At 45.8% G+C, this 12,694-nt stretch carries 9 protein-coding genes and 1 pseudogene; 3 read left to right on the forward strand and 7 right to left on the reverse strand.

Going from position 1 to position 12,694, the window contains the following annotated elements; genetic code table 11:
* The first annotated feature begins 688 nt into the window (after positions 1-688).
* A complete protein-coding gene (locus IYN85_RS23165) occupies positions 689-2,455 on the forward strand; it encodes an MAC/perforin domain-containing protein (protein WP_196161341.1) in 1,767 nt (588 codons plus the stop codon).
* 234 nt (positions 2,456-2,689) lie between these two features.
* Here the strand turns inward: IYN85_RS23165 and IYN85_RS23170 are convergent.
* The 3 genes and pseudogenes from IYN85_RS23170 to IYN85_RS26535 all read right to left on the reverse strand — a co-directional run bounded on the left by IYN85_RS23170 (position 2,690) and on the right by IYN85_RS26535 (position 6,296).
* Positions 2,690-3,777 (reverse strand): IS3 family transposase gene (locus IYN85_RS23170; protein ID WP_230390932.1). Its coding sequence is split into 2 segments (ribosomal slippage): positions 2,690-3,522 and positions 3,522-3,777, totalling 1,089 coding nucleotides; the frame shifts between segments, so codons are not numbered across the junction.
* A 204-nt stretch (positions 3,778-3,981) separates the two neighbouring features.
* Positions 3,982-4,887: an alpha/beta fold hydrolase gene (locus IYN85_RS23175; protein ID WP_196161342.1), complete on the reverse strand. Its 906-nt coding sequence runs from the start codon at positions 4,885-4,887 to the stop codon at positions 3,982-3,984.
* Positions 4,888-5,385: 498 nt separating this feature from the next.
* Positions 5,386-6,296, reverse strand: a pseudogene (locus tag IYN85_RS26535) (type ISP restriction/modification enzyme).
* A 183-nt stretch (positions 6,297-6,479) separates the two neighbouring features.
* Between IYN85_RS26535 and IYN85_RS23190 the strand changes: the two are divergent.
* A complete protein-coding gene (locus IYN85_RS23190) occupies positions 6,480-6,851 on the forward strand; it encodes a hypothetical protein (RefSeq protein WP_196161345.1) in 372 nt (123 codons plus the stop codon).
* A gap of 211 nt (positions 6,852-7,062) precedes the next feature.
* Here IYN85_RS23190 and parE read toward each other — a convergent pair whose 3' ends face one another.
* The 4 genes from parE to IYN85_RS23210 all read right to left on the reverse strand — a co-directional run bounded on the left by parE (position 7,063) and on the right by IYN85_RS23210 (position 11,135).
* A complete protein-coding gene (gene parE / locus IYN85_RS23195) occupies positions 7,063-8,973 on the reverse strand; it encodes a DNA topoisomerase IV subunit B (protein ID WP_196161346.1) in 1,911 nt (636 codons plus the stop codon).
* A gap of 175 nt (positions 8,974-9,148) precedes the next feature.
* The gene (cpdA, locus tag IYN85_RS23200; RefSeq protein ID WP_196161347.1) at positions 9,149-9,940 is read right to left on the reverse strand and encodes a 3',5'-cyclic-AMP phosphodiesterase; all 792 of its coding nucleotides are present in this window, start codon (positions 9,938-9,940) and stop codon (positions 9,149-9,151) included.
* A 143-nt stretch (positions 9,941-10,083) separates the two neighbouring features.
* Positions 10,084-10,533: a DUF1249 domain-containing protein gene (locus tag IYN85_RS23205; protein ID WP_196161348.1), complete on the reverse strand. Its 450-nt coding sequence runs from the start codon at positions 10,531-10,533 to the stop codon at positions 10,084-10,086.
* On the reverse strand, positions 10,530-11,135 hold the full coding sequence (locus IYN85_RS23210) for an NUDIX domain-containing protein (protein ID WP_196161349.1): 606 nt from the start codon (positions 11,133-11,135) through the stop codon (positions 10,530-10,532). Before IYN85_RS23210 ends, IYN85_RS23205 begins: the two co-directional genes overlap by 4 nt.
* A gap of 176 nt (positions 11,136-11,311) precedes the next feature.
* Between IYN85_RS23210 and IYN85_RS23215 the strand changes: the two genes are divergently transcribed.
* Positions 11,312-12,640, forward strand: a complete 1,329-nt coding sequence (locus IYN85_RS23215) for a TolC family outer membrane protein (protein ID WP_196161350.1) — start codon at positions 11,312-11,314, stop codon at positions 12,638-12,640.
* Positions 12,641-12,694 lie beyond the last annotated feature (54 nt).

Here is a 12,694-nt window from a genome sequence, read left to right on the forward strand (position 1 = left end):
TGAATAGAAAGTCTCACCTAGTGTCCTGAGTCAGAAGTTCGCATGTATTCAGCGTGTCATTCAAGTTCTACAGCTAGGTGTGCCTCGCATTCAATGGTTATTCCATTGACAAGAGACAGAACGAGGCTAGAGAGCTTGAATGTCGCACACGAAGGGAGCTAATGGAAAACACCATTACGGCGTTGCTCTTCTTGAAAAGATCTCGATTTTCTCCACTAAGTGCGCCTTGAACCAGTGATGCCCATAAGCTCAGAAACTATACGAACTCCCGACTCAGGACACTAGGGCAACTCTGTTTAATTCAGCTAACCCATTAGGGTTCATATTAATCAATTCTTTTTCAGTATATACAGCATTCTAAAAGAGCAGCAGACAGAATCTTTATGTCAAAGGGTCCTGAGCAGCTGTTCGTCGGTTTGGAGAAGTTTGCACTAATAGATCGGTATTGAATCGGGAAAAGAGACCTCCTTTCATAGTCACCTCACATGAATGCCTTGAAGCCAAAGGAACGAGGTTAGCGAGTAGTTTGACTTTGGCTGTTTGTCAATTTCAAACAGATACACAAACAATATTGGCTCATTTTTTAGAAGACCATCACAATAAATGTAAGAAGAAGGAAGTGGTTCATTTTGAGGATCTATATTAAGCCTCCCAGCTCTATTGAGCAGTTACTAGAAGGAAGGCATTCATGACAGCGAATCGTTCGAATCAGATCTTACTCGATGATGCTATGGAGTCGTTGAAAAAAGAATTTGGACCTTTGTTAGGACGCGCGTACGACTTAGCACATGGCGAAAGCTGTGACGTAAGTCACGTTCAAATCGATCGCAAATCTATTTTTGAAAATCTTGAGCACTGTTGGTCTGTTCAATCTAATAACACTTTGAATTGCATCACATCCTCTGGTAGTACCTTCGAATCTTTTGCCAGTAACTTTAAAACAAAGAATCAAATTAGTTATGACGGTGTGTTCTTCCAAGGGTCGATTAAAACAAACTACAGTAAGGAAACTACCGAGAGCACGACAAGTTACTTTGCTTACATGAATGCTTACTGGGAAAAAGCACTTGTCTCGCTGGAGTCTGGATTCCGTGACTATCTGACTGATGAGTTTAATAAGGATATTGAAGCGCTTGATCCAACAAAGCTTTTGGACAAGTACGGTGCTTATCTTCTTACCAGCTTTACGGTTGGTGGGAAAACTGAATTTTTTATCAGCACAGAACAGGCTAACTTCGACAGTATGTCAGAGTTTAATATCGACATTCATGCTGCGTATAAAGGCTTTAGCGGTCACTCATCGACAACCAACAGTAATGCAATCAAGAAAATAAACCAATCAAGCGATGTGAAATGTGTTACCCATGGTGGTGACTCAAGTTTACAGCCGACGGAGCTTGCTATTGAAAGCCCGGAGAAGCTTAATAGTTGGATTGAAAGTTTAGACAAGAATCCCTCTATGGTTCAAATTGCTCCGGGTGGTTTAATGCCAATTTGGGATTTTGCAGCGACATCTCAACGAAAACTTGAGATAAAGAATGCATTTCTTAAACAACAATATCAATCTATCGGAATACAGGGGCAGTTTCTCAAAGAAGTGTATTTTATTTCACATACAGCAGCAGGAACCAGTCATCGTGAAGATGTTGAGTTTATATTGACAAATGGATCTGATCCATCCTGGGGAGAAGGTATCCCTTATGATAAGCAAATGATTAATCGAATAGGGGAAGACTCACCGTTCGCTACCAATAACTCATACATCATTCGAGTGGTAAGTCAGGGGCAACAGAACGCCTTTGGTTACGGGAGTATGTCTGCAGAGTTGAGCCTTAAAAATAATTCTCCAGATACTTGGCAGCCCGATACAATGGTTGCGCTTGGATTGGATATAGACGGGAACTGGTCGTGCCTAGGATACATGATAGATAATCCTACTGTCCTTCGTAAGCCCAAAAATGGCGCGGGTAACAGTGTTAATATCTCGGAAACGTTAAGATCTGCGCAAATTGATCCTCAAGGCTCGGAAGCGATTTCAGGTATTCACATAACTGTCGGTACGGAAAGTAATGAAACGGCAGGTACTGATAGCAGAATCTATCTTGAATTGAGTTGTTTAATTGACGGCAAAGTTGAGTCTGCTTACATTTTTCTTGATCACCCAAATAATGATGATTTTCGACGAAACAGAGTGGACGCTTTCTATATCCCAGCGGAAGATATGAAAGTAAGTTCGAACCCAAAATCGGAAAGTATCAACTTCGACTTCAAGATAGAGCAGATCCAGAAATGTCAACTCTATGCTAGCAGCAGTGGAAATGTTTGGAAATGCGCATCTATTCTCATGACTGCAATTCAAGACAACGGATTAGCATATCCTCTGTATGTGAACTTTGCGGTTGATACATGGGTGGGGTTGGACAGAGGTTACGCCTTCGAGCCAAAAAATCGTTAAGCTACAAGTGGATTAAATCAGGGTGTTAGTGAATTGGTTTCATTTCCTAAGTGCTTAGGTTTTATTGTGAGACGATGTGACAATATCAGAGATCAGGGAACTGAATTTCTTCCACCATTGTAGTGCGAATTTTTTGTGTAGAAGGTAATTAAGTCTGCAATTAGCTTTCTGGTGGGGGCAAATCTAAAAGATCTGGTAATCCCCCCATTTTTAAACTGAGTTAAAAGTAGAGGATTAGGCAGCACGCTCCAATTTCATTTTTGGAGTTATGCCGCCGAGCGCCATATTAGGCCGCTCATTGTTGTACGTCCATAACCATCGTGTGGCATGGTCTTGAACCTGCGCAATGCTCTCGAACAGATATTGCCCCAGCCAGTCATAACGTACGGTTCGATTGTAGCGCTCGATATAGGCATTTTGCTGTGGTTTACCCGGCTGGATAAAGCTCAGGTGGATACCTCGCTTTTCTGCCCAAATAGCCAAGGTGCCACTGATGTATTCCGGACCATTATCGCAACGCCACACTCGTGGCTTACCTCGCCATTCAATCACTTGGTCCAGTGCCCTTGTAACCCGTTCAGCTGGCAAAGACAAATCCACTTCAATGGTCAGCCCCTTGCGATTAAAATCATCCAGCACATTGAACAGGCGATAAGTACGGCCGTCTTCGAGCTGATCATGCATAAAGTCCATTGACCAGCACTGATTGATGGCCTCGGGCACAGCTAGGGCCTCTGGCTTCTCTCGAACGATCCGTTTCTTCGGTTTGATGCGCAGGTTAAGCTCCAACTCCCTGTAGATCCGATACACACGCTTGTGGTTCCAGCCATAGCCTTTCACATTGCGCAGGAACAGAAAGCACAGACCAAAGCCCCAGTTCTTCTGGTTATGGGTCAACCTAATGAGCCAGTCAGCGATCTCGGCGTTTTCAGTCGATAACTTGGCTTGATAACGGAAACAGGTTTCACTGATGCCCAGAGCCCTGCACGCCTCTCGAATCGTCAAGCCATGTTGCTGAATTGCTGCACGCGCCATCTCTCGGCGATGAGATGGCTTTATAACTTTCCCTCAAGCGCTTCCTTGCGGATCTCAGACATGAGGCGTTCTTCGGCATACATCTTTTTCAAGCGACGGTTTTCGTCTTCAAGTTCTTTGAGGCGAGCCATCAGCGATGCGTCCATACCGCCATACTTGGCGCGCCACTTATAGAATGTGGCATTACTCATGCCGTGCTCCCGACACAGCTCTGGTACTGGCGTGCCCGCTTCAGCTTGTTTCAGAATGGCCAGGATCTGGCTGTCGGTAAAACGTGATTTTTTCATAGCAGAATCTCCTGCGTATAGGTTACGAGAAAACTCTACTTTTGACCCCTGTTAATTTCCGGGGGGATTACCAAGGCCTCTCTTAATCATATTCAGATTCCTCATAACATACGAAGAAAGTATCGAGCCGGCCCCACTGTAAAGAAGATGATACTTCGTTGAGTACCAAAAGTACGGCATTTTGGGTCATGCTTTTGCATTTTGTTAGGTATGGCCTACCACTCTATGCTTTTGAATCATTCGCTCAAGTTGGACAATTGCTTTCACGACTTCTTGCGGACAAGCGAGTTGAACCATATGGTCAGTATCATCCAGAATTTTGGTTACAGAGTTGGACGAAAGGTTGGACAACTTCGAACTAGATATACACCAAGCAAGATTGTGAGCGTCAACTGGATAATCAGGAGGCACCTGTTCAGGTGAAATCGTCCGACTAGCAACCAAGTTAACAACTGGAACTTTAAGGTTTGTTACGGCAGCAACCTCGATATCACCCATCTCATACGCACTTGCCTCGCTACTGGTCGTTGCTGCAAATTTAGCACTGTTCGAGATTGCCAATATAGAAGCCCAGATTTCCGCGGGGAGTGGCCAAGGGCATACAGGTGGGGACACCAAATTCCACAATCGATTGATTGTACGAAAGATACCAAACCTTTCAGCTAGATTAATCAATTTGCTGCTATTTGATGCCAAATTCGAAATATTTTGCCGTTCCCATACATCGAACGATTCGTGCCATCCATCGACAAAAACGATTCCACAAAACCGCTCAGGCGCCATGTTCACTGCGAGTCTGCTCACCGACGCTCCGAAAGAGTGCGCGACCAATATAGCCGGTTTGCCAATCTTTAATTCATCAAGAACCTGGATTAATTCCTCAGCAAGCACCGCTGCTGACCGACTACCTGAAGCAGGTTCGCTCAGCCCAAGACCTGCTCTATCATAAGCAATGCATTGAAATCGATTGCCAATGGCTGCTGTTACCAACGACCAGTGCGCACTCCACTCGCCGGCACCTGCTTCGAAGACAACCGGGTTACCCGCACCCGTGACGACTACTCGTGTGCGCCTCGAGCCCACGCTAATGTATTCTTCTAAACTAATCACGACTATCCTTATGATGCCTAACTGAGATAATTTGCCCTAACCGCGAAAGCCTGGCTCATATGTCACAGTTTCCGAACGTTATCAACATGGCCTAATATTGATGAAGGCAAATAGTTCTAAAATTATCGCTATTTTTAGTTCTTCTGAAAAGCCAAGCATTAGGATGGATTTATTTGCTTCTCTGAGATTTATTTCTTTGATCAATCACTTAATTAGCCAAAGAGATCATGGATATTAAGAATCCATAAAACTTCAATACTGCCCTAAAGAAAACCCCTGTCGCTCCTCTTTATCACTACTCAAATAATTATCAAGCCTAATGTCACTAGATTAAGGAGTAAACTTATCGCCACTTCAAATAACATTCGAAAAACCCTTGTTCTGATGAACTCGATTGACGTATAAAGCATCGGGCAAATCTACAGATGGTCTGACCTGAAGCCGATATTTTAATGCCTTCGTGTATCTAGACCAGCATGATCCAATGGCGTATACACTTCACTCCAGATCTATCTTGTCAATAGATCTGATTGTGCGCTTAGTTTCATGGAGTGCGGCGATAATTTTTAGGTAGTGGATAATGTCGCTATAATTTAAGATGCAACCGGCTCGGTCTTTTAACCACTTTTGCGCCGGCTGATAGCCACCAATATAATACTCCCATACCTTTATTGGAATGCCCTCAAAATACTGCTCGTTATTTATCCAAACTCGGCCTAACTGCTTTTCTTTATCATAAATATCCCAATCCTTAGCATTAATTTTTCTCGTAATTAGATTGCTACCCACATTAGGATATGACGAAATACAGTTTTCCATTATTCCATCACCCATCAAGTGCAGCTGGCGTAACTGAGTCCCAAATTTCACCAATTTGAAGAAGACTTCCTTTTATGAGGGTAAGGGACCTTAGGAAAATCTATTCTAAGAAAATTAATATACTTTGAACGGTAACTTGGAGAGTGTAAAACTGCGTATATGTAATCAAGTATATCAATAGGCGAAAAAGTATCTTTTGACGGCTCTTTTTCTTCAGTGAATACTAAACCTAACTCATCAGCGATTCTCATTACGATCTGTGGATTTAGATTTGGTCTCCGATCATAAACACAATCTGTACCTTGTTTCCCCTTAGATTCATTGTAGAGATACAGAGGGAAGATGTTTGCATTGTCTAGAGTAGACAAAATGCACTTATCGACAATAGTATTTGTTATGTATGGTAGGACAAAATCGTTACTTCTAGACCGTCTTACTAAACATATTGCATAGTTTTCGAACATAAGGTTTTGCATGAAATTAAATCTCGCTCTAGCGAGAATTTCCTTGTCATAGTTAATAAACCTCTTATCAAAGACTCTGTAATCGATACATTGTATTTTACCTTCACCAAATTTTTGGGCGAGCACATTTTCACTGCAATCAATAAATTCAGAGTCATTCCCGCTCGTTATTCACATACTCTGTTCAATAAATAAATCGTTTACCGAAAATCCTCGGTTATATTTGACTTCCAGTTCAAAATCCGTCTTAACCATATAATACATGGGTGCGATATTTGGTAACTTTGAAAAATCAACTTCATCAAGAGAGTGATCAAAAGTGAAGATGAATTGGCGGCTTGCATAGAATGCCAAAGTCTTTCCAAGCTTCTATTTGTGAGAGAGAAATTTGAAGCCTATGCGCAATCATTGAAAATCGCCAGCGAGCATATTCAAGAATCTAAAATTGAAGGGTATGCCTTAGTTGAAGTCGAAGCGAACATAGGTGTTGTCCAGATAACGTTATTTCCATCAGATCAAGTTGCAGATGCTGAGCTTTTGTTTATTGACTGTGAAAAAAGGGCTGTCGGAAGCAAAGGTATTTTAATTGCGTTAGTGTCTTCTAGCGCGATTGGGGGTATCAAGGAGGCATATCCTAACTTTTTGCGGATTCAAGCATATTCACATTACACCTTGAACTGATAAACCGTATTCCTTCTGAAAAACTGCGCGAAAGAATGGCTAGGTTTCTGGCTCAGATTGCCGGCTATAAACCCTAGCCAATTTGTTTAGTTTTATTTCTCACTTTGTTCAAACTTCATTCGCATTGTTCAATGTCCGTTTGCATAGTTCAAGCTTCATTCGCACTGGCCAATGTATGTTCGTATCGTGCAAGCTTTGACTGCAATCGACATCAATCAACCTCAACCGTTAAATCGAGATCCGCCAAGTCGCCTTTGCTTTCGAGCCAATTTTTTCGGTCTCCGCTGCGTTTTTTTGCCAGTAACATGTCCATCATTTCCATGGTCTGTTCCGGGTCTTCAATCGTCAGCTGGACCAGTCGACGGGTATTCGGGTCCATGGTGGTTTCGCGCAATTGTAGCGGGTTCATTTCACCGAGACCCTTAAAGCGTTGAATCTGGATTTTCCCTTTTTTCTTTTCTGCCTGCAGTCTGTTCAGAATGCCTTCGCGCTCTTCGTCGTCCAGGGCGTAAAAGACTTCTTTACCGATATCGATACGGAACAAAGGTGGCATAGCCACATAGACGTGTCCCTCTTCCACCAGTTTGCGGAAGTGCCTGACGAATAGAGCGCACAGTAACGTAGCGATGTGTAAACCGTCGGAGTCGGCGTCGGCAAGAATACAGACTTTGCCGTAACGTAGCCCTTCAATGTCATCGCTGTCGGGGTCAACCCCTAGGGCGATGGCAATGTTGTGCACTTCGTCACTGGCCAGCAATTCACCGCTGTCGACTTCCCAGGTATTCAGGATTTTACCGCGCAACGGCATAATAGCTTGGAATTCTCGGTCTCGGGCTTGCTTGGCTGAACCACCTGCCGAGTCACCTTCCACCAAAAATAACTCGCCGCGCATCGCGTCGTTACCGGAACAGTCAGCCAATTTGCCGGGCAGCGCCGGACCGGTTGTCACTTTTTTACGAGCGACCTTTTTGGCTTTACGCATACGCGCGTTGGCGTTTGAAATCGCCAGCTCGGCCAGTTGTTCAGCCAGGTCAGTATGTTGATTCAGGTAAAGTGCGAAGGAGTCTTTAACCACTCCAGAAATAAAAGCAGATGCCTGGCGAGACGATAAACGTTCCTTGGTTTGACCAGCAAATTGCGGGTCCTGCATTTTAAAACTGAGTACGTAAGAGCACTTATCCCAGATGTCTTCCGGTCCCAGCTTAACGCCCCGCGGTAACAGGTTACGGTATTCGCAGAATTCACGCATGGCTTCCAACAAGCCCTGCCGCAATCCATTGACGTGGGTACCGCCTTGCGCGGTCGGAATCAAGTTGACGTAGCTTTCATACAGACCCTCACCGCCTTCGGGCAACCATTGTACGGCCCAGTCTACGGCCTCTTCTTGACTGGAAAACGAACCGACAAATGGATCTTCCGGTAAGGTCTCAAACACCGACGTACTGGCCAGCAAATAATCGCGCAGGCCGTCTTCGTAGTACCAGGTTTCGGTTTCGTCTTTTTCCTCGTTGCGGAAGTTGATGCGTAAACCCGGGCAGAGTACCGCTTTGGCTTTTAATACGTGACGCAAGCGGCTGGCCAGGAATTTTCCCGTATCGAAGTAGGAGGCATCTGGCATGAAGCGGACAGTGGTGCCGGTGTCTTTTTTGGCGCAAGTGCCAATGACTTCCATATCCGTCGCTTTGTTACCGTCTTTGAACGCCATCCGGTGTATCTGGCCGTCCCGTTTCACGGTGACTTCGAGCATGAGCGACAAGGCGTTTACAACGGAAACACCCACACCGTGCAAACCACCGGAAAACTGATAGTTCTTACCGGAAAACTTGCCACCGGAATGCAGGCGGGTCAGGATCAGTTCCACACCCGGAATGCCGTGTTCAGGGTGTATGTCGACCGGCATACCCCGGCCATTATCGGTCACACTGAGCGAGCCGTCTTTAAACAGGACAACGTCAATTTGATTGGCAAAACCGCCTAGGGCCTCATCGACTGAGTTATCGATGACCTCCTGCGCCAGATGGTTAGGGCGCGTGGTGTCGGTATACATACCAGGACGTTTACGGACTGGGTCCAGACCACTGAGAACCTCAATGGCTTCGGCGGAGTAGTTATTTTTGCTCATCGGCCACGGTGCCTTATAAAAAAACTAATAAAAACAAGGTGGTTAGGATAGCGGAAAGGGGGAGATTAAGTAAGTCGTAACAACGCTTGATTAATTTAGTGTTAACAGGCCCTTGCAGAAGCGTGGAGCACCGGCGGCAGGCTGGGGAGCGCCAAACCGCCGGTTAAAACGAGCTTTAATAGCCTTTTTGTGAGTAATCTATTTCGAAGTCCACGCCTTCGATACGGCTGACCGTGGTGTCTATTGTGCCATCCGGGTTCAGTATCAGTTTTCGGAAACCCGGGCCAAGCGAGTCGATACCAAAATCTTGGCTTTTTGGCTTGAATTGAACGCAGGTCGACGGTGTTGACATGAAGCGCACGCCATTAACTAATTCGTCGCTTTCCTGATGCACATGCCCGCAGACAACGGCGCGCACATTGCTGTGTTGTTTCAGCAGGTCGGTTAATGCATCCCGGTTGCGTACGCCGATCTGGTCGATCCAGCGGCTGTGCATTGAGATGGGATGGTGGTGCAGAGTGACCAGTATGTATTTATCGGGATATTGGCTTAGTGCCTGCTCAAGGATGTCCAGCTGGTCTTTGGCGAGATTGCCGTAAACGCGCTCTGGCACAATAGAATCGAGCATGACAACGACCCAGTCGCCTAACACATACACCGGCTCAGCGTGGTCCAGCCCTTGCACCGCTTCGGTCATATTGGCTCGAGAGTCATGATTGCCGGGGATCCAGCGCATGGGGGCATTGAGTGGGTCGATAAAGCGCAAAAAATTCTTGTATGCCTGAACGCTGCTGTCTTGTGCGATATCGCCAGTCGCAATGATGAGGTCGATGTCCGAAACTTCCTGACGAATCTGGTCGACAATTAACTTGAGACTGTTTTCAGTGTTCATCCCGAGCAAAGTACCCTCTTGAGTCGCATGAAGGTGCGGGTCGGTGATCTGAACCAGAGTAAAGGCCTTTTGCATTACTGCCAATGTTCCATATCAAAAAAGGTTGTTCGGGTAGTATTACAAAAGAGTGTAGCCAAAGTCATCAAATCTGCACAAATCTTAGTCTTATTCGTGACCTAGTCTTCAAAATACTGTACGAAAATTTAGCCGGTTACCTGTTATCGACTGGAATCTGGTACCCACTCGTCTCGGGTTGCGCCATGTGTCAGCAAGTGACTGAGCCATTCTGCCAGATAATGATTGGCCTGTTCTTTCTCATCGATCTGGTACATTTGATCGTTCGGGTAACGATACACGCCAGCCAATTGCTTACCCTGACTCAGTTCCACAACCTCGGCCATGCGTGCATCGGAATAGAGGCGCACCGTCAGTTCAACGCTGTTCATGGGTTTTGGTACGGTGTGCAACGTTTTTATCAGTTTCAAGGTGGTGGTGTACTTGAACCGCTCCAGTACGTCGATTTGGACATCAATGCGATTGTGGTGCTGATCCAGCCAACTGAATTGATAACTGGGTTTGGCGAAGTCCTGCAACAACCGTTGCAGACGTACAAAATTGGCTTCGCACAACGCTCCATGTTTGGCGATGTCAGGAATGTATCTCTTCATGCCCATTCATCTTTTAATGTCGATTCGTGTAGCTGCAACCACTGCAGTGCGATGATGCTGGCCGCGTTTCGGATGCTGCCATCATTAATCATTTCATAAGCCTCTTGCAGTGAGGTTGTGAATACCCGGATATCTTCACCTTCTTCTTCCAGTCCATGTAAACCGCTGGCTTTAGCGCTGTCAACTTCCCCAACATATAAATGAATACGTTCGTTGGTACCGCCGGGAGATGGCAGGTATTCCATGATTTTCCGCAAACGACCTAATTCGAGCCCGGTTTCTTCGAAAGCTTCTCGCTTGGCGACTTGCTCTGGTTGTTCATCTTTATCGATCAATCCGGCGACCAACTCAATGAGCCAAGGGTTGCCGTCACGAAGTGCTCCGACTCGAAACTGCTCAATGAAAACGGCTTTCTTTTGCGGTAAATCGACCAATAACACACAAACGGCGTCGGCCCTGTCCATCAGTTCGCGGTTTATGGTTAACTGTCCGCCATCGAAACGTTGATGCCGGATCGTCAGTTGATCCATTTGGTAGAAACCCCGGTATAAAGGTTCCTGATGTTCAATCGTGAAGGAAAAGCCTTCCGTATCACGTTTCATAGATGCTTACTCATTAGTTTCGGTGTTGTGACTTTTGGCGCTGGTGCTTCCAGTCAGCATAGGCGAGTATTCGCCGTCAATAGTTAGTAAAACAATGTGCAAATTATAGTGCCTGTGATATGGCACCGGCATAATGAGTTCATTACCCCACGTATTGCAAGTTTCGAGACGGACAAATGCAGAAAAAAACTTTGATCGCTAGCCTGGCCCTGGCAGCAGTAACGACCCACGCGGCAGCCTCACAGTCGTTAATTGAAACCTATGAACAGGCAGTGGCGAATGATCCGTCGCTGGCGATTGCGCAATTTGAAGCGGAATCGGCACAACAGGACGTGATTAGTGGTTTTGCTAATGTTCTGCCTAAAGTCTCTGCCAGTGCGACTTATGGCGTTGGCAGTGATTCCAGTAAGGAATCCTTCTTGCCTGACTTTGACAATCAACGCGTCGGGGCTTCCATTTCTTTAAATCAAAACATCTTCGTGTTAGCTGCTTTTACAGCCTACGATGCTGTCAAAGTTAATGCGACCATCAAAGAATTGCAGGCCGTGCAGGCTGAACAGAATCTGTTGGTCTCGGTCGCCGAAAAGTACATCACTGCTCTGCGCGCCAAAGATGCGCTAGCGGTTTACACCGCGCAATTGGAAGCGGTCGAGCGTCAGTACGAACAAACGCAACAACGTTATGACGTTGGCTTGGTCACCATTACGGATGTGCTGGATGCCAGCGCAACACTCGATCAAACCCGCGTTGGGTTGATTCGAGCTGAGTCGCAATACGATATTGCACTACAGCAACTTTACACCGTGACTGGTTCTATTCCGGACGGGGTTAAGAGTATTTCAGCGGATGTACCGGTGGAAGCGCCTTCGGCGGAAGGACAGCAGAAGTGGATAGACTATGCAGTTGCCAAACACCCTGATGTGATCATCGCCCAGCGCGGCTTGGAAGTTGGCCAGTTGTCTTTAAAAGCTGAGAAAGAAAACTTACTGCCTTCTGTCGCTGGTTCCATTAGCTTCGACTACTCAGATGGTTTTGGACAGGATATCCCCCTGTATGATAATGAAAACGAAATCAACTGGAGCGCCAGTTTTGGTATTCGGATTAATGCTGATCTCTATAACGGCGGTGCCAACAAGGCCAGAATTGCCAAGCAGGGTATTGCGAATAACATTTCTGAGCAGAACATTGAGATGCTCAAGCGAGGTATCGCGGTTCAGGTGGCGAACCTGTACCGAACCGTCCGCGCTGATGCGCAAAATGTCGATGCACAGAAGCAGGCCCTAAAATCTCGTGAAAGTGCGTTGCAGGCAACAACCGTTGGGTATGAAGTCGGCACACGTAATATCGTTGAAGTGTTGAATGCACAGTTGGCCGCGTTTAATGCACAGAACGCACTGAATAATGCCCGCTACGATTACCTGTTGAACTTGCTCAAGCTTAAACAGCAAGCCGGTCAGTTATCGTTGGCTGATCTGGAAAGCATTGAAAAATACTTGGTTGACTAACAGACCTTCATTAAAAAAGCCCGATGGGGAACCACTCGGGCTTTTTTTGTGCCT

This window comes from Reinekea sp. G2M2-21, from assembly GCF_015687175.1.
Lineage (GTDB): Bacteria > Pseudomonadota > Gammaproteobacteria > Pseudomonadales > Natronospirillaceae > Reinekea.

Coding starts and splice junctions, on each gene's coding strand:
- IYN85_RS23210 (WP_196161349.1), bottom strand. CDS start 11,135: ATGAAACGTGATACGGAAGGCTTTTCCTTCACGATTGAACATCAGGAA.
- IYN85_RS23205 (WP_196161348.1), bottom strand. CDS start 10,533: ATGAAGAGATACATTCCTGACATCGCCAAACATGGAGCGTTGTGCGAA.
- cpdA (WP_196161347.1), bottom strand. CDS start 9,940: ATGCAAAAGGCCTTTACTCTGGTTCAGATCACCGACCCGCACCTTCAT.
- parE (WP_196161346.1), bottom strand. CDS start 8,973: ATGAGCAAAAATAACTACTCCGCCGAAGCCATTGAGGTTCTCAGTGGT.
- IYN85_RS23215 (WP_196161350.1), top strand. CDS start 11,312: ATGCAGAAAAAAACTTTGATCGCTAGCCTGGCCCTGGCAGCAGTAACG.
- IYN85_RS23165 (WP_196161341.1), top strand. CDS start 689: ATGACAGCGAATCGTTCGAATCAGATCTTACTCGATGATGCTATGGAG.